Origin of the sequence: Serratia sp. T13T92 (assembly GCF_047530105.1) — a bacterium.
Lineage (GTDB): Bacteria > Pseudomonadota > Gammaproteobacteria > Enterobacterales > Enterobacteriaceae > Chania > Chania fonticola.
Genome location: NZ_JBLJAK010000003.1, coordinates 169,169 through 188,566, shown reverse-complemented (window position 1 = coordinate 188,566; position 19,398 = coordinate 169,169). Strand labels below are relative to the sequence as shown.

Genomic DNA, 19,398 nt, shown 5'->3' with positions numbered 1-19,398 from the left:
TTTATCACCGGGCGGCGATTATACGCACTCGCCGCCAAAAGAGCATGGTTATTTCTCAGATTACTCAGCTTTTGACCTCAAACTCGTACACATCGCTGCGGCACAGCGTTTCGCTGAACTCCAGCACTTCTCCCTGGGCATTGCGGCTGGTCTGGACAATGCGTAACAGCGGCGTGCCGCTTTGCACGTTGAGCAAACTGGCGTTTTCGTCACTGCTGGCAACCGCCTTCAATAAAAAATGCCTACCCTCTGGCACAATACCTCGCGACCTCCATAGGGCATACAGCGAGTGTTCCAGCTCTTCGGGATCGGGCAGAAAACGGGTCGGGATATAGGTGGTTTCCAACGATACCGGATTTCCATCCATCAACCGCAGGCGGCGTAGCTTGACCACGATACTGTCGCTTGCCAACTCCAGCGCCTTGGCTACCTCGCTGGGTGCCTTTATGCAGGAACGCAACAGCCATTGGTTACTGACGCTGCTGCCACTGCGCAAAACCTGCGCGGTAAAGCCGTTATCCTGATTGAGGGAATAACCGATGTGCATGGCCACTCGAGTACCAATGCCCTGTTGGCGTGAGACCAGCGCTTTTTCTTCCAGCAACCTCATCGCCTTACTGACGGTAACGCGTGACAAATCCAATGCTTCAGCCAGCATGCGTTCCGGCGGTAAAAAATCGCCAACGCCCAGGACACGCTGCTTGATGGCAATTTCCAGGGTATTCGCTAGCTGGATGTAACGTGGTGCCGCCGCTGCCTGTGTAAACTGCTGACGCAGCCAGGCAATAAAATCATTCATCGGACCCACCTCTGATTTGTTCGCATTCCTCAACCGCCTCGTTTTTACCATATTTGTCACATTCAGGGTAATTACACCATGTGCGCTTGCATTGGACTTAGATTGGAGTCACATTTTTCAACCATTGGACTTTAATTGGATCCATTTTACGACTAACATTAGCAACACTGATGTTTTACATCGGTTAGCACCAACACCAGGGAACACCCATATAAATGAAAAATATAAAAAATCCTCACCACGCCATACTCGGGGCGCTCTATGGGCAAGCCGTGGGCGATGCGATGGGGATGCCGTCAGAACTGTGGCCATTACAACAGGTTAGTGATTATTTTGGTTGGATCACCCACTTCCTGCCTGGCCCGGCAGAAAATATCGCAGCAAACGGCTTTATCGCCGGGGAATACACGGATGACAGCCAGCAGGCAGTGGCCTTGATGGATGCGCTGTTGGCCGCCGAGGGCCGGGTCGAGCCGGAACGTATTGCTCACCACATCATGCTGTGGGCAGAACGGATCGGAGCCTTTGAGAAAAATATCCTCGGCCCCAGCTCCAAAGCCGCGCTGTTGGCGTTTCGCGCCGGTACGCCGGTGGCAGAGATCGCCGCTAACGGCGTGACCAATGGAGCAGCCATGCGTGTAGCTCCGTTAGGCTGCCTGCTGCCAAGCGGCGATTTGCCAGCCTTTATCACAGCGGTAAGGTTGTCTTGCAGCCCGACCCACAAGTCGGATATCGCCGTGGCCGGCGCTTTTGCCATTGCCTGGGCCGTTAGCCGGGCTGTCGAAGGCGCGGATTGGGCCACCATCAAGCAAGAACTGCCCGCACGGGTGGAGCAGGTGCAACAGCAACATATCACCACCTTCAGCCCTTCGCTCAGTCGCCGTCTGGTTTGGGCGCTGGAGTTCACCGCTAACCTAGGCCATCTGCCGGATAGCGAAGCATTGGCGGAGCTTTACCATACCGTCGGTGCCGGGATGGACACTATCGAGTCGATCCCGATGGCATTGGCGCTGGTTGAACTGGCAGACACCGATCCGCAACGTTGTGCGATCCTGGCCGCCAATCTGGGTGGAGATACCGATACCATTGGCGCAATGGCAACGGCAATCTGCGGAGCCTTACGCGGCGTAGCCGCTTTCCCGACGGAGTGGATCGCCACGATCAATAGCGCCAATCAAATAGATTTTGAGCCCTACGCGGCCGCTCTCCTCAGGCTGCGCAAACAGGAATAAATCGCATCATGAGTGAAATCAACCGCAGTGAGACATGGAAAGTAGAAAGCACGGGGATCGATCGCGTACCGGATGCAGAGCAGACCGGTAAACCGCTCGAGCTGTTCTGGATATGGTCTGCCGCCAACATCGGCATTCTCGGCGTGGTGTACGGGGCAATTATTGTCGCGTTCGGCCTGTCCTTTATCCAGTCAATCCTGGCCGCATTGGTCGGGGTAGCCAGTTTTGCTTTGGTCGGTTACACCAGCTTCGCCGGGAAACGTGGCCGTACCTCTACTTTGACCTTATCGCGGGTGATTTTTGGCCTGAAGGGCAACATCGCCCCCACCACCTTCAGTTGGATCAACCTGATGGGCTGGGAAGCGGTGAACGTCATTACCGGCACGCTCACCCTGGCGGCGCTGTTCCAGGCCATAGGCCTGGGTGAAAGCCACTCCCTTACCGCTATCAGCCTGTTGCTGTTTGGTGGCTTGACCATCGTAGTCAGCCTGCTGGGCCAGAACACGGTAGTCTGGATGCAGAGCTGGTTCAGCCGGATATTCGGCACCATGACGCTGATTGTGGTGCTGTATATCGTCTTCACCACCGAATGGGGCAAAGTGCTGTCACTGCCTTCCGGCAGTTGGTTGACCGGGTTCCTGCCCGCCGTTTCGGTGATCGCCGCCGGTACCGGTATCAGTTGGGCTATCGCCGGGGCCGATTACAGCCGTTATCAAAGCCCAGAATCTTCAGATAAAAGCATCTTTGCCGCCGTGGTGGGCGGTGCCTGTCTGCCCCTGATCCTGCTGATGTTCACCGGCATTCTGCTTTCGGTACAGCTGCCGGATCTGGCCAGTGCCGCCAACCCGATTGCGTTAATCGGCTCGGTGCTGCCAAAGTGGATGGCCATCCCTTATCTGTTGGCCGCAACCGCCGGTATCGTCACTATTGCCGTGCTCAGCCTCTACTCCGCCAGCCTTAACCTGCTAACGCTAGGCGTGAAGGTGAAACAGTCGTTAGCCGTCTCCATTGACGCCGTAGTGATCCTTGGCATCGCCATTTATGTGCTGTTTATCTCTGGCGACTTTATGGGGCCATTCATCTCGTTCCTGGTGTTCTGTGGGGTATTCCTTGCCGCCTGGGAGGCCATTTTCATTCTCGATTATGCTAAAGTGCGCCGTCATCATGGTTACGACGGTAATGCCCTGTACGGCCTGAACGGACAGAACCGCGGAGTGCGTAAGGTGCCGTTATTCTGCTGGTTCCTCGGCGCCTTGTGCGGGCTGCTGGTGACCAAAACCGGCTTTATCGATGGCCCATTGGCTAAAGGCCTGTTCGCTGATTCCAGCCTGGGGCTGTTCGTTTCCTTCCTGGTCAGCCTGATTGCCTATGGCCTCTATCTGGCAAGTAACAAAGGACATCAATGAGTGAATTTGTCGCAGTAAAACCTATTCTGGTGGTAGGCGGTGCCGTAGGTGACGTAGTTCTCACACTACCAAAGCTGCCAGCCAGCGGTGAAGATATCGAAGCGCAGCCACAAGAGCGACAGATTGGCGGTTGCGCCTTCAACGTAGCACGGGCGCTACGCCGCCTGGATGTCCCCGTGATTAACGGTATGCCGGTTGGCAACGGAGACTGGGGAACGGCCATCGAAGCCGCCATGCAGGAGCTGGATCTGCCGGTGCTGTTACGGCATGGCCAGTTGGATAATGGTTGGTGCCTGGCGTTGGTGGAACCCAACGGTGAACGTACTTTTGTTACCGTAACCGGTTGTGAAGCGCATTGGAATAAGGCGCAACTGGCCACCCTGCCGCTAACGCCGGAAACGGTGGTGTATGCCAACGGCTATGAACTGGTGGGAGAACCCGGTGAAGCACTGCGAGACTGGCTTACCCGCCTGCCGTTCGATCAGTGGCGGCTGCTGGATCCCGGCCCGCGCGTCGATCAACTAGGTGAAGAGTTTTTCGCCATGCTTAGCGACAGCCACACCCTACTCACCCTCAACCGCGACGAAGTCGCGATCTTGTGTGGGGAAGGTGACGCAGTCAGCGCCGCACAACGTTATGCCACTGCGCATAACATTACCCTGATCTGCCGGTTGGATCGTGACGGTGCCTGGGTCTGTGATGGCCACAATGAGCCGCAGCATGTGCCCGTTTACCCGGTTGACGTCGTTGATACCATCGGCGCGGGGGATGCCCATTGTGCGGGTTTGCTAGCCGGACTTTCCGCTGGCCTGCCGCTGGTACAAGCCGTCGATCTTGCCAACCGCGTGGCCGCCTGCGTGGTAGCCAGCCGTGGTGCCGCCGGAGCACCAGACTGGCAACAGTTGCAACAGCGTTTTCCTATCTGATATCACAGGGGCTGAACCCAGCCCCTTTGTTTTACCTTAATGCGCCTTCTGCAGTTCGCCGTTCATCTCTTCCGGCCGATGTTGGTAGTTGAAAGACAGGGCAAAAATCACCCCCAGCACCAGCGTATAGGCGGCAAACACCAGCCAGATACTCTGCCAATCTTTCACCCCGTTATGGGTGAAGAAGTCCACAACCTCGCCGCTGGCGATGGCTCCAACGTAAGCCCCTGCCCCGTTAACCATGGTCATAAACAGCCCCTGAGCGCTGGCACGGATGCGGTGGTCGGTTTCCTTTTCCACAAAGATGGCGCCGGAAATATTGAAGAAATCAAACGCGCAGCCATAAACGATCATTGAAAGCAGAAGCAGCAGGAAGCCGAACCCGGCAGGCGTTCCGTAGGCCAGGAAAAGGAAACGCAACGTCCAGGCCGCCATGCTGATCAGCATCACCTGCTTGATGCCGTATCTACGCAGGAAGAACGGGATGGTGAGAATGAAAAACACCTCTGAGATTTGCGACAGTGAGAGCAGCACCGAAGGATAGCGTACGCTGAGGCTGTCCTGATACAGCGGGTTAAGAGAGAAATCGTGCAGGAACGGGTTGCCGAAGGTATTGGTGATTTGCAGCGCCGCCCCCAGCAACATGGCAAACAGGAAGAACACCGCCATGCGCTTTTGCTTGAACAGCACGAACGCATCCAACCCCAACATGCTGACCCAGCTTTGCGAGCGTTTCACCTTGTTGGTCGGGCAATTTGGCAACGTCAGGGAGTAGACTGCCAATAGCAGCGATACCGCAGAAGCCAGATACAGCTGCATATTGCTCAATTCAATGCGGCTGAAGCTGATCAACCACATCGCCAGAATAAAGCCTACGGTGCCATAAACCCGCACCGGCGGGAAATCCTTGACCGTATCAAAACCGTGCTTTTCCAGACAGAAGTAAGAAATGGCGTTGGAAAGCGCCATAGTGGGCATATAGACCATCGCGTTGAACAGCATGACCCAGAACATCACCATCGGCTGATCGACCTGTGCGGCGTAGTACAACGCCACCGCCCCCAGCAGATGACACAGGCCATACAGACGGTTGGCCTTGATCCAACGATCGGCAATGATCCCTGCCAGGCTTGGCATGATCAGCGCGGCGATCCCTTTCGAACTGTACACCATGCCTACCTGCGCCCCGCTGAAGTGCAGGGTGTTGATCATGTAGGATCCCAACGTCACCAACCAGGCGCCCCAGATAAAGAACTGGAGAAAGATCATCACCTTCAATCGTGTTTTTATTGCCATTACCATCACCTATTGTTGTGATTTACGCGGCAAGGTAGGGCTTGCCGCGGGGTAGTCGGATGGAAATAAGAATTACAGCGTTTTGAAGAACTCTCGGATCAGGCGCATAAAGTCGTCTGCCGCCAGCGCGGCGCAGCTCAGCGTCTGCTCATGGGAAAGCGGCGTATCGGATAACCCTTCGGCATAGTTGGTCATCGCCGAGACCACCAGCACTTTCAGGCCGCAGTGCCGGGCCGAAAGCACTTCGGGCACGATCGACATCCCCACCACGTCACAGCCCAGCGTCTGCATCATGCGGATCTCGGCCGGGGTTTCAAAGTTCGGGCCGGTGTAGGCGGCAAATACGCCTTCTGCCAGTGGGATACCGGCCTTGACCGCTACCGCCGCCAGTTGCGCACGCAGGTCACGATCGTAGGCGTTAGCCAGGCTGAAGAAGCGTGGACCAAAACGCTCGTCGTTAGCCCCCACCAGCGGGGATTCCGGCATAAAGTTGATGTGGTCGGTCAGTGCCACCAGGCTACCCGGAGCTACCGATTTACGCAGTGAACCAGCGGCATTGGTCGCCAACAGGAATTCACAGCCCAGCAGTTTGAAGGTGCGCACGGCGGTGGTCATCACCTGCATGCCACGGCCCTCATAGAAATGCCCGCGTCCTTTCATGCACAGCACCGGCACGTCCTCCAGCCAGCCCGCCACCAGTTGCCCTGCGTGGCCCACTACGCCGCTCACCGGGAAACCTGGTAATTCGGTATAGTCGATGGTTACGGCGTCGGTCATTACGTCTGCCAGCGCCCCCAGTCCCGATCCCAGAATCAATGCAGCACGGGGTTGAAAGCCTGGTAGTCTGGTCCGCAGCACGTCGGCACAAGAAAAAGCATCGTCTTGATTAAACATAGTATTCTCTTCTGTAGGGGGTTAATCCCCATAGTAGAGAGCGACAGCGGGTGGCGACCAATACATTGTTGCCCGCTGATTTATTCTGTTTACCTATAAATACCCTGCATCGGGAGGCCCGAAAAAAACCATGAAAAAGCCACTACCCGACCCTAGCCGGATCAACTTTCGCCTGCTGCACTATTTCCGCGTGGTGGCAGAGGAGATGAACTTTACCCAGGCCGCACAGCGGCTGAACATGTCCCAACCGCCGCTCAGCAAACATATCAAAGAGCTGGAAAGCCAGCTGGGAGTGGAGCTATTCAAACGCACCACCCGCTCCATGGCGCTGACGCAGGCTGGCCGCACGCTGTTCCATAACGTCGAAACGTTGCTGGATCAGGCAGGCAATGCGCTCAATCAGGTGCAGCAACTGGGCCGTGGCGAGGCCGGCCATATGGTAATTGGCATGGTAGGCACGTCGGTCTGGGGCGGTTTGATCCCGGCACTGAAACGCTTTACCGGGCAGGAAGAGAAAGTCACCTGGACGTTGAATGAACAAACTCCCAGCCAGCAGATCGTCTCATTGCAGAAGCGACATATCGATATCGGGGTCTGGCGTGAGGCAAAACAACAGGCGCTGCCGGGGCTGGCCTGTCAATTATTAGCGCGGGAGAAGATCTCGGTGGTGCTGCCGACGGGGCATCCACTGGCTACGGGGGAAGAAATCCAACTACAAGCCCTAGAGCATGACAAATTTATCGTGCTGCCGCCCAACGAGGCCAGCCTAGGACTGTATCTGCACAACCTGTGTCTGCAGCATGGCTTTGCGCCAGACATCGTCCATCAGGTCAATGAGCCGCAGACCTTGATGGCGTTGGTGGCGGAAGGTTTTGGCATCACGTTACTGCCGGACAGCTATGGGCGCATACCGTGGCCCGGCGTGCGTTTCTGCCCGTTGCAGGCGGCCCCTTCGGCGGATCTGTATGCGATCTACCACGCCGAAAGTGCCACACCGGTGGTGAAGGCGTTCTTGAAAATGCTGCGAACGCCCGGGGTTGTTTAAGCGGAAGCCTGAACCACAAACTGGCCGGTCGAACCGCGATCGGCCATTTCCAGCGTCTGGCTGTAGAACAGGAACGGGAAGTGCTCCGAGGAAACCTGGTTGAAGTACACCAGCAGCTCCACGTCGCCGTCGACCCAGACGGTATCCTTCCAGCCGCGATCTTCCGCCATCGGCTGTGCGCCATTGACGCGTTTCACCAGGAGCTGCACGCCCTGGATGTGGAACGCCTGCGGCGTATCGGCATGAATGGTCCAACGCTCCCAGGTACCCTGCATCGTTTGTACGTCGATGCGGTTCATGTCCCAGATAGCCCCGTTGATGCCAGCCATCTTATCTCCCAGACGGAATTCACGCGAGCGGCTGACGTTACCATCCAGCAGTTGATCCGCCAGCAGGCGCATCGGCAGATTGTCGGTGACCAGCGGCAACAGGCCCGTCGGTTTCAACGTCAGTACCTGGGTAGAAACCAGCATGCTGGAAGGTTCAAACAGACCGCGCAAACGATCCATGATCCCTGCCGCTTCACCGGCGGTTAGGGTCACTTCAGCCCCCTGCGACATGTCGATCAGCACTTCGCGGCGCTCACCTGGAGCCAGAGAAAGTTGCTGTACCGCGACCGGTGCAGGCAGGAACCCTTGATCGCTGGCGATCACGTTGATCGGCCGCCCATCACTCAGTTGCAACGAATAGCGCCGTGAGTTTGAAGCGTTCAACAGGCGCAGGCGAACCCAGCCACGTGAAACTTCGATAAACGGGTTCTGCACGCCGTTGACCAACAGCGTATCGCCAATAAAGCCCCCCTGCGCCGGAGGATCGTATTCCGGCGTACCGAAGTTATCCAGGCGCTTGTCCTGAATGATCAGCGGGAAATCATCGACGCCATAATGGTTCGGCAACGGCAGGTTTTTACTGATTTCATCCTCGACCAGCCATAGGCCAGCCAGGCCGTTGTAGACGTGCGGCGCCATACGGTTCGGCGTGTTGGCGTGATACCAGCAGGTGGCCGCAGCCTGACGAATAGGGATCACTGGCGACCAGTCAACGTTGGGCGACATCATGCGCGGCGCACCGCCCATCAGGGTACCTGGCACCTGCAACCCGCTGATGGTCATCGATACCGGCTCAGGCAGACGGTTGCTGTAGATCAGTTTGACGTCGTCACCGTTGTAGACCCGCACCGTCGGCCCCAGATACATGCCGTTAACCCCCCAGACGGACGCTTTACGGTTGTCCATAAAGGCCCAATGGGCTCGTTGCAGGGTTAAAAACAGCGGCTGGCCACGGCGGGATTCCAGCAGTGGCGGGATCGGTAACGGAGTTGGCATCCCGCTCGCTTCAGCCCTCAGCGGCACCGTTCCCGCGCATAGCGCCAAGCCCGATGCTTGAATAAACTGACGTCGACTGAGTGACATATCTTCTCCATGAAAACAAAGCTGAACCTTGTGCAAAGCCCCGCTAAAGCGGGGCATAAACGGCATGAGGCCGTATGAAAATAGCTTACTGCGTTCTATTATTTTTTGGCGGCGTCTAACTTGGCGACTTCCGCATCCAACTGGTCAATCTTCGCCTTCATCAGCTCGCGACAATGGGCCGCCAGCTCACGCACCTGTTCTTTACTGTAATGACTGGTATCGACAGGTTCCAGCATCTCCACAATCACATGGCCGTTGTTCCAACGGTTCAGCTTGATCTTGTCGGTAGAAGAAACACAGATCGGCACAATCGGCACACCGGCCGCGATCGCCGCGTGGAACGCACCGGTTTTAAACGGCAGTAAACCACGGCCACGGCTGCGGGTTCCTTCCGGGAACATCCAGATCGAGATGTCCTGTTTCTTGAAGGCATCCACCACCTGAGCAATGGTGCCATGGGCTTTAGCGCGGTTATCCCGGTCGATCAGCAGGTTACCGGTCAACCAGTAAAGCTGGCCGAAAAACGGGATCCACACCAGGCTTTTTTTGCCCACGGTCACGGTGCGTGGCTGTACCGCATTAGAAACCGTCACCATGTCGTAGTTGTTCTGATGGTTGGCAATGTAAATACATTTGCCGTTATTGTCCGCGCTAGCAGGCTTACGGAGTTCAACCTTGATGCCGAACACTGTCGACAGGCGACCGAACAAATGGCCAAAGGTCGCTACATGGCGGGGGTTACGCGGGCTGAACAAGCAGTAAAGCGAACCGAAAAAACTCACCAACAGGCAATAGACCGTGACAATGATCGCACGTAATATCAATAACATAACAACCTCATTAGCACACTGCCAACCCGGCCGCTGAGCGGCAGGGAAGATTTCTTTTTGTATGAGGAGCGCAGGCGGAAGAACGCGCGGCGCTTCTAAGTTCTCTATTTTCCTGCCAGCCAGCGATCGGCACAATAAATTTATAGCCGGAAAAATTAACTAACTTAAAAAAACATCAGGATAAAAAAGCCTGAACGTGCGAAGCATGCAGCTAAGCGGGCGCAGCGTGCAGCGCCCCTAGTAGGAATACCCGAGATCGTATGGGCGCAATTTATTGCACCCATGCAGGGTATATCACCGCTTTACTCTTCGCTGTCACCCAACGATTCGCGCTCTGGCATATCCACCTCAACCCGATCGATACGCTGCAGGCCACGTGGCAACAACGTACCTTTACGGCCACGCTCGGCGCGGAATTTCTGCAGATCTTCCGGGCGCAGTTTCAGCTTGCGCTTGCCCACGTGCAGGGTGATCGAGGTCTGCGGCGGCAATACGAACAGCCAGGCCAGTTTATCTTCCCCGCTGGCGGCCTGCGCCGACGGTATCGAGATAATCTTGTTGCCCTTGCCCTTCGACAGCTGTGGCAGATCGGCGACCGGGAACATCAACATACGGCCAGCGGTGCTGATAGACAGCAGCATATCGTCGCTACCGTGGATTTCCATCGGCGGCAGTGCCTTGGCGTTGTCCGGCAGGGTGATCATCACCTTACCGGCGCGGTTGCGTGCGACCAGATCGTTGAAGGTACACACGAAGCCGTAGCCAGCATCGGAGGCCATCAGCAGCTTCTGATCGTCCGCAGCCATCAGTACCTGCTCGATGGTGGCACCTGGCGGTGGCGTCAGCTTACCGGTTAACGGTTCACCCTGGCCACGTGCCGAAGGCAACGTCAGCGGATCAAGCGCGTAGCTGCGGCCAGTCGAGTCGATGAACACCACCGGCTGGTTAGTCTTGCCGCGTGCGGCGGCAAGGAAGCTATCCCCGGCCTTGTAACTCAGGCCGCTCGGATCGATATCGTGGCCCTTGGCGCTACGCACCCAGCCCATTTGCGACAGCACAATCGTCACCGGCTCTGAAGGCACAAAATCGTGCTCGCTCATGGCTTTGGCTTCTTCACGTTCGGTCAACGGTGAGCGACGATCGTCGCCATAAGCCTGCGCATCGGCCTGGATTTCTTTCTTGATCAGGTTGTTCAGCTTGCGCTCGGAAGCCAGCAGCGCCTGCAGATGATCGCGCTCTTTTGCCAGCTCATCCTGCTCGCCGCGGATCTTCACTTCTTCCAGCTTGGCCAAATGGCGTAGCTTCAGCTCGAGGATCGCTTCGGCCTGAGTATCTGAGATGCCAAACCGCTGCATCAACACCGGCTTTGGCTCATCTTCGCTGCGAATGATGTGGATCACTTCGTCGATATTGAGGAACGCAACCAGCAAACCTTCCAGGATGTGCAGCCGTTTGAGCACTTTTTCCAGGCGGTAATTCAGGCGGCGGCGCACCGTATCACGGCGGAAGACCAGCCATTCGGAAAGGATCTCCACCAGCCCTTTAACCTGCGGGCGGTTGTCCAGACCGATCATGTTCATGTTGATGCGGTAGCTGCGCTCCAGATCGGTGGTGGCAAACAGGTGGTTCATCACCTGATCCAGATCGATACGGTTCGAACGCGGCACAATCACCAGACGGGTCGGGTTTTCGTGGTCGGATTCATCGCGCAGGTCTTCCACCATCGGCAGCTTTTTGGCGCGCATCTGGCTGGCGATTTGCTCCAGCACTTTGGCACCGGAAACCTGGTGCGGTAAGGCGGTGATCACCGCGCTACCGTCTTCTTTCTTCCAGATGGCACGCATGCGTACCGAGCCACGGCCATTCTGGTAAATTTTGCGGATCTCTTCGCGCGGGGTAATAATTTCCGCTTCCGTCGGGAAGTCCGGCCCCTGCACAAACTCCAGCAAATCGTCGAGCGATGAGCCTGGCTTGTCGATCAGGGCTACCGCCGCGGCGGCAATTTCACGCACGTTATGCGGTGGAATATCCGTTGCCATCCCTACCGCGATACCGGTTGTCCCGTTGAGCAGGATGTTCGGCAGGCGTGCAGGCAGCATCTTCGGTTCTTGCATGGTGCCGTCGAAGTTGGGCACCCAGTCCGTGGTGCCCTGGCCCAACTCGCCCAGCAGCACTTCGGCATATTTCGACAGGCGCGATTCGGTATAACGCATCGCGGCGAAAGATTTAGGGTCATCCGGTGCCCCCCAGTTCCCTTGGCCATCTACCAGCGGGTAGCGGTAAGAGAAGGGTTGCGCCATCAGCACCATAGCTTCATAACAGGCGCTATCACCATGCGGATGATACTTACCCAACACGTCACCGACGGTACGGGCAGATTTTTTGAATTTGGCGTTGTTGCTAAGCCCCAGCTCCGACATTGCATAGATAATGCGGCGCTGTACCGGCTTTAAACCATCGCCGATATACGGCAGCGCCCGATCCATGATGACGTACATGGAATAGTTCAGATAGGCGTTTTCAGTGAATGTGTGCAGCGGTAGACGCTCAACACCGTCATGAGTCAGTTCGCTCATTACTCAGATATCCTCAGACGACAAAGGGTCGATTCTGCCCGCGATAGTAACTCATCTGCGGGGTGGCTGTCACAGATGCTGCGTGGATTGACCATTGATGCTGGCGATCGCCCCGCTTTATGCGAAATTTCGCCATCAGCGGCCGACTTTCTTGACTCACAGTCAACACTGTTGTGCGCTAGATCGCATTTTTCCCAGCTTCAGGAAGGATTACACTCCGTTTCAACGATATGCCTTACGACCATCACATTCTACATTCTGACAGGAACCCAGCATCCATGAGTAATATCCTGATTATTAACGCCAAGAAGCAATTCGGCCACTCCAACGGTGAGCTGAACCAGACCCTGAGCGACGTAGCCGAAAGTTTCCTGCGCGATGCCAAGCACGATGTACAGGTCACCGTAGTCGATGACGGCTATGATATCGAAGCCGAAGTGCAGAAGTACCTGTGGGCCGATACGGTGATTTACCAGATGCCAGGCTGGTGGATGGGCGAGCCCTGGATCCTGAAAAAATACCTCGACGAAGTGTTCACCGCTGGCCACGGCAGCCTGTATGCCAGCGATGGCCGCACCCGTTCCGATGCCAGCAAAAAATACGGTTCTGGCGGGCTGATCCAAGGCAAGACCTACATGCTGAGCCTGACCTGGAATGCCCCGTTGGAAGCCTTTACCGATCCCGACCAGTTCTTCCACGGTGTGGGCGTAGACGGCGTTTATCTGCACTTCCACAAGGCCAATCAGTTCCTGGGGATGGAAGCACTGCCGACCTTCATCTGCAATGACGTCATCAAACAGCCGGATATCGCCAACGATATCGCACGTTTGCGCGCACATCTGGGCGAAGTGTTTGCTTAACTGTGATGGGTTTTATAAATCATACCGTTAACCAGTGAGGCCGTAATGATCACCGTAATTGCAGAAATCAGAACCAGACCGGGTCATCGTGAAAGCGTCTTAAAAGCGATTGAAAAGCTGTTGCCAGCGGTGTTAGCGGAAGAAGGCTGTGGCGGCTATCAGCCGATGATCGATGCCGATACCCAGGCTCCTTGGCAGAAGCGTTCGCCGGATTCGATCTTTATGTTGGAGAAGTGGCAGAGCCAGGCGCATCTGGAACAGCACCTGCAGATGGATCACATGCTCAAGCACCGTGAAACCATCAAGGACAGCGTGCTGGACACGACCATTTATGTGCTGGATAACCCCTCACCCTAACCCTCTCCCACAGGGAGAGGGGACCGATCGAGTTGGACTGAAAGCATAGTGATTCTCCATGAACGCTGGCTGACTCACCTAGGTGAAGGGGCAATCGAGTTTTTTGATTGCGCTGCGTAATACTCTATATTTCTTGCTCTTACGCCCTACTTTCCGAAGTGGCACGGGCCTATCACGCGCTCCGTATCAGCCCCCTCTCCCTGTGGGAGAGGGCTGGGGTGAGGGCAACAGACATCTCCGCTCTACAGGCTCTGTGCATCGGTGATATGCGCGCTGACATAGTCCAGAAAACAGGTGATCCGTGCGGCCAACTGGGCATTGCGATAATACACCGCGTTAATCGGCTGGCGGACATCCAACGTTTCGGCCGCCAGCAGCTGAACCAGACGCCCTTCCCGCTGATCTTCCCGCGTCATAAAATCGGCCAATTGAGCGATCCCTTCCCCTCGTAGCGCCAGTTGCCGCAGCGTTTCGCCGCTGGAGGCCGATAGCGTTGGGGTAATGGCAAAGCGCTCCGCCTGCCGATAGCGCAGCGGCCACAGGTTGAGCGACTCGGGCTGTGTAAAGCCCAGCAGACTATGGTGATTTAGCTCTTCGACACTCTGCGGTGATCCAAAGCGGGCAATATAATCTGGGCTGGCAAGGATGCGTAACCGGCTCGCCCCCAGCAGGCGCGCATGAATAGTGGAGTCTCGCAATGCGCCAATACGAATGGCGATATCGGTGCGTTTCTCCAACAGATCGATAATCAGGTTATCGGTGTTCAGCTCGAGCTCAATCTGTGGGAAACGTTGGCGGAAACCGGCGACCAGCGGCACGATCACATGTTCCATAAAGGGCGCGGCAGCGTTGACCCGTAGCCTGCCTGCGGGGTTCAGACGACGTAGCGCCATCTGTTCCTCAGCATGTTCCACCGAGTTGATAATTTCCCGCGCATGGGCCAGAAAGCTCTGCCCCTCTTCGGTTAATTCCAGACGACGTGTGGTGCGGCGCAGTAAGGTGGTATCGAGTTTTTTTTCCAGACGGCTCAGCGCCCGGCTGATGCCAGAGGTGGTTTGGCCAAGCTGCTCGGCGGCGGCAGTGATTGAACCGCTGTCGACCACGGAGGTATAAGCCAAGAGTTCTTCGAGGGTGATTTTCATGCATTCCGCCCTGGGTTATCGGGCGCAGCACGCAGTGCGCCAGGGATGGCACAGTGTAAAAACTTGGGGCCGCGGTTGCGGCCCCACAGGCATCAGACTGAAAGCTCGGCGGTATCGCCCTTGTCTTGCAGCCAGTTGCGGCGGTCTTCCGAACGCTTCTTCGCCAACAGCATGTCCATAATGGCCATGGTCTGATCGGTATTCTCGTCATCGATGGTCAACTGCACCAGACGGCGAGTGTTGGGATCGAGCGTCGTTTCACGCAGTTGCAGCGGGTTCATCTCACCCAGCCCTTTAAAGCGCTGTACGTTTGGCTTGCCCTTCTTACGCTTCAACTGCTCCAGCACGCCGGCTTTCTCTTCCTCGTCGAGGGCATAATAGACTTCTTTACCCAGGTCGATACGGTATAGCGGTGGCATCGCAACGTGCACATGGCCACCCTTTACCAGCGAACGGAAGTGGCGGACAAACAGCGCACACAGCAGCGTGGCGATGTGCAGGCCGTCGGAGTCCGCATCCGCCAGGATACAGATTTTGCCGTAGCGCAGTTGGCTGAGATCTTCGCTGTCGGGATCGATGCCGATCGCCACGGAGATATCATGCACTTCCTGCGAGGCCAACACTTCGTCTGAGGACACTTCCCAGGTGTTGAGGATCTTGCCCTTCAGCGGCATGATCGCCTGATATTCGCGATCGCGCGCCTGCTTGGCCGAGCCGCCCGCCGAGTCCCCTTCCACCAGGAACAGTTCGGTCATGCTCAGATCCTGCGAGGTGCAGTCCGCCAGCTTGCCCGGTAACGCAGGCCCGCTGGTCAGCTTCTTACGCACCACTTTCTTCGCCGCACGCAGGCGACGTTGAGCGCTGGAGATCGCCAGTTCGGCCAGTTGCTCGGCCGCCTGGACGTTCTGATTCAGCCACAGGCTGAAGGCATCTTTCACCACGCCGGAAACAAACGCCGCGCACTGACGGGAAGAGAGCCGCTCTTTGGTCTGGCCCGCGAATTGCGGATCCTGCATTTTCACCGACAGCACGTAGGCACAGCGGTCCCAGATATCTTCCGCAGACAGCTTCACCCCGCGCGGCAGGATATTGCGGAATTCACAGAACTCGCGCATCGCATCCAGCAGCCCTTGGCGCAGGCCGTTGACGTGCGTCCCGCCCTGCATGGTGGGGATCAGGTTGACGTAGCTCTCCGTCAGCAGTTCCCCGCCCTCCGGCAGCCACAGCAACGCCCAGTCCACCGCTTCGGTATCACCGGCAAAATTGCCGACAAACGCCTTTTCCGGCAGGGTGATCAGGCCGTTCACCGCTTCCATCAGGTAGTCGGTCAGGCCGTCCTGGTAGCACCAGCGCTGCTCGGTATTGTTCAGCTTGTCGATAAAGTAGATTTCAACGCCGGGGCACAGCACCGCTTTGGCTTTCAGCAGGTGCGACAGGCGGGAAACCGAGAAACGCGGGCTGTCGAAGAACTGTTCGTCAGGCCAGAAGTGAATGCTGGTACCGGTGTTGCGCTTGCCGCAGCTACCGGTCACCGCCAAATCCTGCACCTTGTCGCCGTTCTCAAAAGCGATGCTATAGACGTTACCGTCGCGCTTGACGTTGACTTCCACCCGTTTGGACAGGGCGTTAACCACCGAAATCCCCACGCCGTGCAGGCCGCCGGAGAACTGGTAGTTCTTGTTGGAGAATTTACCGCCCGCGTGCAGACGACACATGATCAACTCAACCGCCGGTACGCCTTCTTCAGGGTGGATATCCACCGGCATGCCGCGGCCGTCGTCGATCACTTCCAGTGACTGATCGGCGTGCAGGATCACGTCGATACGCTTGGCATGGCCCGCCAACGCTTCATCGACGCTGTTATCTATCACCTCTTGACCGAGGTGGTTCGGACGCGTCGTGTCGGTATACATACCGGGACGACGGCGCACTGGTTCTAGACCGCTGAGTACTTCAATGGCATCAGCGTTATAGCTGGATTGAGTCATCGTTGATTATTTTTTCGTGGTTGAGGGAAGGTGCCGAAATCGCCCGCTGCCTGTTCAGTATATCTGTGATAGCTGAAGTTGCTGCGGCGTCATAGCCCTAAAAAATCCACAATCTGGGGGAAGTAGTGCTCGAAACCGACGAAAGCGTGGTTTCCGCCCGACTCCACCGTCTGCCGGCAGGCGGTGTAATAAGCCACTGCCTGACCGTAATCGAGAATTTCATCGCCCGTTTGCTGTAGCAACCAGATTAAATCCGGCGACTCCAAGGGATCGACCTGCATCACTTTCAGATCATAAACGTGGCGTGACTCTAACACATATTGCTGCCCGGTGTAGGGGTTCTCGTTGCGCCCAAGATAGTCGATCAGCAGCTCATACGGCTTCACCGCAGGGTTTACCACTACCGCTGGCAACGCAAAACACTGCGATAACCAGGTGGCATAATAGCCGCCCAACGAGGAGCCTACCACGCCCATCGTCTGGCCTGCCCGCGCCATCACCAGATCTTCCAGCATTTCTGCCGCCTCCGCCGGGTAAGGCGGCAACTGCGGTACCAGCATGTCGATATGGGGATGATGTTCCGCCAGCCAGGCTTTGAAAGCCGTGGCCTTGGCCGAAAGCGGCGAGCTGTTGAAACCGTGCAGGTAAAGTAAGGTTGAAGGCATCAGTAGCCGTCCGAATCCATGTCGGGGCGGAAGTCATCGTTTTCCAGCCGGAATACCTGGGTTTCCACCCGGCCATCCGGCAACAGGTCGAGATAGCGCCAACCTGGGGAAACGTCGTCGATCGTAAAATTGGTGCAGTGTGGCTTGAATTGCACGCAGGTGGACGGCGTGGCCAACAGCCGACGCCCGTGCCAGCCCAGATCCAATTCCTGGTGGATATGCCCGCACAGCAGGGTATTCACTTTCGGATAGCGCCACAGCATGGCCGCCAGCGTATGCGGGTTACGCAAACTGTGTTGATCAAGCCAGGTGCAGCCGGAAGGCAACGGATGGTGATGCAGTAATAGCAGCGTATAACGCTCTGGGTAAGCCTCCAGGCAACGCTCCATCCACTCCAGCTGGTATTCGCTCAGCTCGCCGTGCGGTACGCCAAACACCTGGCTATCCAGCAATAGCACCTGCCAGTTGTCCCCCAGCAGCACCTGCTTGGAAGGCGAGATACCGGCAGCGGCCAGTGCATCTACCATCGCAGGCTGAAAATCGTGGTTCCCCGGCAGCCAGACACAGGGCGCGGGCAAACGGGTGATGCCATCGGCAAAGTGCCGGTATGCCGCCTGGGAATGGTCCTGCGCCAGATCGCCGGTTGCCACGATCAGGTCGCACTCACGCTGCTGCGCGATCACCGCATCCAGCACCGCGTGATAGCTGGCATAGGTATTGATGCCGAGCAAGGTCTCACTCTTGCCAGCAAACAGGTGGGTATCTGTTATTTGTAAGATCCTGACCTTGGCCCCACTCGCCACGGGCAGTCTAAACAGGCTTTCCAAATGGTGTCCTTTGTTATCTCATTCTGCCTAACAAGCCGGAACCGCCATTGCTCCATGCGCTAAACAGTAGCGCAACCAATCAGCAAGAAACTGGTTAATTTGATGCTTTTCGTCGCGTTGATGCAACTTTTTGTTCGGATAATCATAACGCGCTTTAAACCGATAGATCTGCTGACTGGAACACACTTCCGCAACCATCGCGTCATGGTACAGCCGCACCGTCATCGCAGGCAGGCTCCAGTAGCTGACCGCAGGCGCAGTCTGCTCAATCTGCACCAGCGTGGTGTAACGGGTAGATTCAACAATAATCAGACGATAATGGGCGCCATTCACCTGATAAGTGACGGTTTCATCGACTTCGTCGTTACGCGGCATCAAACGCCGCAATTGCGCGAAGTTGGTTTCACACAATCTCATCATTTCGGGGAAGTCAGGGGTATAGCGCTTTTGCATTTAGTTGGCCCATTCTGCTTTAAGCGATTCATGGTGCAACGCCAGCCACTGCAATGCAATCACTGATGCGGCATTATCAATCGCGCCTTCTTCAACCCAGCGGTAAGCCTGTTCGCGGCTGACCACGTGGACACGGATATCTTCATGCTCTTCGGGCAATCCGTGGATCCCTTCGGCCGTCAGGGCGTCGACCTCGCCGACCATAATAGACAGGCGTTCGCTGGTGCCACCAGGGCTGGCCAGATAGCTCAGCACTGGCTTGCAGCGCCCCACCACCACGCCAGCCTCTTCCAATGCTTCGCGGCGGCATACGTCTTCAACGCTTTCTCCCGTTTCGATCATACCCGCAACCATTTCCAGCAGCCAAGGAGAAGCTGAACTATCAATGGCCGGGATCCGCAGTTGTTCAACCAACACCACTTCGTCCCTGATGGGATCATAGGGTAGCAACACCGCCGCATGGCCGCGCTCAAAAACTTCGCGGGTGACCTCACCGCTCATCTCACCGTTGAACAAACGATGGCGAAAGCGATATAAGTCGAGTGAAAAAAAACCACGGTATCGCGTCTCCCGTGCAATAATTTCTACATCATTTTTGTCGAAAGTAACGGGTGAAGGTTGCGAGCGGTTCATCTACGAATTCTCCTGTGTGATTATGCCGACAAAATAAAGGGATTTGATGACAGAAAC

Annotated in this window: 18 protein-coding genes; 6 read left to right on the top strand and 12 right to left on the bottom strand. The window is 56.5% G+C overall.

Going from position 1 to position 19,398, the window contains the following annotated elements; translation table 11 throughout:
- Positions 1-64: 64 nt before the first annotated feature.
- Positions 65-799, bottom strand: coding sequence for a GntR family transcriptional regulator (locus ACMV5I_RS05870; protein ID WP_202673083.1), 735 nt, complete (start codon positions 797-799; stop codon positions 65-67).
- Between the two features lie 215 nt (positions 800-1,014).
- Here ACMV5I_RS05870 and ACMV5I_RS05865 point away from each other — a divergent pair, with 215 nt between their 5' ends.
- From ACMV5I_RS05865 to ACMV5I_RS05855, 3 genes are read left to right on the top strand one after another with little or no spacing between them, the layout of a single operon-like run.
- Positions 1,015-2,031: an ADP-ribosylglycohydrolase family protein gene (locus ACMV5I_RS05865; RefSeq protein WP_414823864.1), complete on the top strand. Its 1,017-nt coding sequence runs from the start codon at positions 1,015-1,017 to the stop codon at positions 2,029-2,031.
- Between the two features lie 8 nt (positions 2,032-2,039).
- On the top strand, positions 2,040-3,437 hold the full coding sequence (locus tag ACMV5I_RS05860) for a purine-cytosine permease family protein (RefSeq protein WP_024483017.1): 1,398 nt from the start codon (positions 2,040-2,042) through the stop codon (positions 3,435-3,437).
- Positions 3,434-4,363, top strand: a complete 930-nt coding sequence (locus tag ACMV5I_RS05855) for a PfkB family carbohydrate kinase (RefSeq protein WP_202673081.1) — start codon at positions 3,434-3,436, stop codon at positions 4,361-4,363. Before ACMV5I_RS05860 ends, ACMV5I_RS05855 begins: the two co-directional genes overlap by 4 nt.
- Positions 4,364-4,399: 36 nt before the next feature.
- On the opposite strand, the gene ACMV5I_RS05850 is transcribed toward ACMV5I_RS05855, so the two are convergent.
- Positions 4,400-5,659 (bottom strand): nucleoside permease, encoded by a 1,260-nt coding sequence (locus ACMV5I_RS05850; protein WP_071682095.1) that lies wholly within the window; start codon positions 5,657-5,659, stop codon positions 4,400-4,402.
- A gap of 72 nt (positions 5,660-5,731) precedes the next feature.
- The gene (gene xapA, locus ACMV5I_RS05845; protein ID WP_414823863.1) at positions 5,732-6,553 is read right to left on the bottom strand and encodes a xanthosine phosphorylase; all 822 of its coding nucleotides are present in this window, start codon (positions 6,551-6,553) and stop codon (positions 5,732-5,734) included.
- Positions 6,554-6,683: 130 nt separating this feature from the next.
- Here xapA and ACMV5I_RS05840 point away from each other — a divergent pair, with 130 nt between their 5' ends.
- On the top strand, positions 6,684-7,598 hold the full coding sequence (locus tag ACMV5I_RS05840) for a LysR family transcriptional regulator (protein ID WP_414823862.1): 915 nt from the start codon (positions 6,684-6,686) through the stop codon (positions 7,596-7,598).
- Here the strand turns inward: ACMV5I_RS05840 and ftsP are convergent.
- The 3 genes from ftsP to parC form a co-directional block, all read right to left on the bottom strand.
- Complete coding sequence (gene ftsP / locus ACMV5I_RS05835) at positions 7,595-9,010, bottom strand: cell division protein FtsP (RefSeq protein WP_414823861.1); 1,416 nt, start codon at positions 9,008-9,010, stop codon at positions 7,595-7,597. The genes ACMV5I_RS05840 and ftsP overlap by 4 nt on opposite strands.
- Positions 9,011-9,108: 98 nt before the next feature.
- On the bottom strand, positions 9,109-9,840 hold the full coding sequence (locus ACMV5I_RS05830) for a 1-acylglycerol-3-phosphate O-acyltransferase (protein ID WP_121607879.1): 732 nt from the start codon (positions 9,838-9,840) through the stop codon (positions 9,109-9,111).
- A gap of 302 nt (positions 9,841-10,142) precedes the next feature.
- A complete protein-coding gene (parC, locus tag ACMV5I_RS05825; RefSeq protein WP_024483024.1) occupies positions 10,143-12,416 on the bottom strand; it encodes a DNA topoisomerase IV subunit A in 2,274 nt (757 codons plus the stop codon).
- 278 nt (positions 12,417-12,694) lie between these two features.
- Between parC and ACMV5I_RS05820 the strand changes: the two genes are divergently transcribed.
- Both ACMV5I_RS05820 and ACMV5I_RS05815 read left to right on the top strand, forming a co-directional pair.
- On the top strand, positions 12,695-13,276 hold the full coding sequence (locus tag ACMV5I_RS05820) for an NAD(P)H-dependent oxidoreductase (protein ID WP_024483025.1): 582 nt from the start codon (positions 12,695-12,697) through the stop codon (positions 13,274-13,276).
- Between the two features lie 45 nt (positions 13,277-13,321).
- The gene (locus ACMV5I_RS05815; protein WP_024483026.1) at positions 13,322-13,633 is read left to right on the top strand and encodes a putative quinol monooxygenase; all 312 of its coding nucleotides are present in this window, start codon (positions 13,322-13,324) and stop codon (positions 13,631-13,633) included.
- Positions 13,634-13,875: 242 nt separating this feature from the next.
- Here ACMV5I_RS05815 and ACMV5I_RS05810 read toward each other — a convergent pair whose 3' ends face one another.
- The 6 genes from ACMV5I_RS05810 to nudF all read right to left on the bottom strand — a co-directional run bounded on the left by ACMV5I_RS05810 (position 13,876) and on the right by nudF (position 19,341).
- Positions 13,876-14,775 (bottom strand): LysR substrate-binding domain-containing protein, encoded by a 900-nt coding sequence (locus tag ACMV5I_RS05810; RefSeq protein ID WP_414823860.1) that lies wholly within the window; start codon positions 14,773-14,775, stop codon positions 13,876-13,878.
- Between the two features lie 92 nt (positions 14,776-14,867).
- Positions 14,868-16,763 (bottom strand): DNA topoisomerase IV subunit B, encoded by a 1,896-nt coding sequence (gene parE / locus ACMV5I_RS05805; RefSeq protein ID WP_021179517.1) that lies wholly within the window; start codon positions 16,761-16,763, stop codon positions 14,868-14,870.
- Between the two features lie 89 nt (positions 16,764-16,852).
- Positions 16,853-17,428: an esterase YqiA gene (gene yqiA / locus ACMV5I_RS05800; RefSeq protein ID WP_024483029.1), complete on the bottom strand. Its 576-nt coding sequence runs from the start codon at positions 17,426-17,428 to the stop codon at positions 16,853-16,855.
- On the bottom strand, positions 17,428-18,255 hold the full coding sequence (cpdA, locus tag ACMV5I_RS05795) for a 3',5'-cyclic-AMP phosphodiesterase (protein WP_414823859.1): 828 nt from the start codon (positions 18,253-18,255) through the stop codon (positions 17,428-17,430). The genes yqiA and cpdA overlap by 1 nt, the downstream gene beginning before the upstream one ends.
- Positions 18,256-18,282: 27 nt before the next feature.
- Positions 18,283-18,708: a DUF1249 family protein gene (locus ACMV5I_RS05790; RefSeq protein ID WP_414823858.1), complete on the bottom strand. Its 426-nt coding sequence runs from the start codon at positions 18,706-18,708 to the stop codon at positions 18,283-18,285.
- On the bottom strand, positions 18,709-19,341 hold the full coding sequence (gene nudF, locus ACMV5I_RS05785; protein WP_021806860.1) for an ADP-ribose diphosphatase: 633 nt from the start codon (positions 19,339-19,341) through the stop codon (positions 18,709-18,711).
- Positions 19,342-19,398 lie beyond the last annotated feature (57 nt).

What these genes read in the sequence shown, in the direction of transcription:
- ACMV5I_RS05870 (WP_202673083.1), bottom strand. Translation starts at nt 799, where the DNA reads ATGAATGATTTTATTGCCTGGCTGCGTCAGCAGTTTACACAGGCAGCG.
- ACMV5I_RS05865 (WP_414823864.1), top strand. Translation starts at nt 1,015, where the DNA reads ATGAAAAATATAAAAAATCCTCACCACGCCATACTCGGGGCGCTCTAT.
- ACMV5I_RS05860 (WP_024483017.1), top strand. Translation starts at nt 2,040, where the DNA reads ATGAGTGAAATCAACCGCAGTGAGACATGGAAAGTAGAAAGCACGGGG.
- ACMV5I_RS05855 (WP_202673081.1), top strand. Translation starts at nt 3,434, where the DNA reads ATGAGTGAATTTGTCGCAGTAAAACCTATTCTGGTGGTAGGCGGTGCC.
- ACMV5I_RS05850 (WP_071682095.1), bottom strand. Translation starts at nt 5,659, where the DNA reads ATGGCAATAAAAACACGATTGAAGGTGATGATCTTTCTCCAGTTCTTT.
- xapA (WP_414823863.1), bottom strand. Translation starts at nt 6,553, where the DNA reads ATGTTTAATCAAGACGATGCTTTTTCTTGTGCCGACGTGCTGCGGACC.
- ACMV5I_RS05840 (WP_414823862.1), top strand. Translation starts at nt 6,684, where the DNA reads ATGAAAAAGCCACTACCCGACCCTAGCCGGATCAACTTTCGCCTGCTG.
- ftsP (WP_414823861.1), bottom strand. Translation starts at nt 9,010, where the DNA reads ATGTCACTCAGTCGACGTCAGTTTATTCAAGCATCGGGCTTGGCGCTA.
- ACMV5I_RS05830 (WP_121607879.1), bottom strand. Translation starts at nt 9,840, where the DNA reads ATGTTATTGATATTACGTGCGATCATTGTCACGGTCTATTGCCTGTTG.
- parC (WP_024483024.1), bottom strand. Translation starts at nt 12,416, where the DNA reads ATGAGCGAACTGACTCATGACGGTGTTGAGCGTCTACCGCTGCACACA.
- ACMV5I_RS05820 (WP_024483025.1), top strand. Translation starts at nt 12,695, where the DNA reads ATGAGTAATATCCTGATTATTAACGCCAAGAAGCAATTCGGCCACTCC.
- ACMV5I_RS05815 (WP_024483026.1), top strand. Translation starts at nt 13,322, where the DNA reads ATGATCACCGTAATTGCAGAAATCAGAACCAGACCGGGTCATCGTGAA.
- ACMV5I_RS05810 (WP_414823860.1), bottom strand. Translation starts at nt 14,775, where the DNA reads ATGAAAATCACCCTCGAAGAACTCTTGGCTTATACCTCCGTGGTCGAC.
- parE (WP_021179517.1), bottom strand. Translation starts at nt 16,763, where the DNA reads ATGACTCAATCCAGCTATAACGCTGATGCCATTGAAGTACTCAGCGGT.
- yqiA (WP_024483029.1), bottom strand. Translation starts at nt 17,428, where the DNA reads ATGCCTTCAACCTTACTTTACCTGCACGGTTTCAACAGCTCGCCGCTT.
- ACMV5I_RS05790 (WP_414823858.1), bottom strand. Translation starts at nt 18,708, where the DNA reads ATGCAAAAGCGCTATACCCCTGACTTCCCCGAAATGATGAGATTGTGT.
- nudF (WP_021806860.1), bottom strand. Translation starts at nt 19,341, where the DNA reads ATGAACCGCTCGCAACCTTCACCCGTTACTTTCGACAAAAATGATGTA.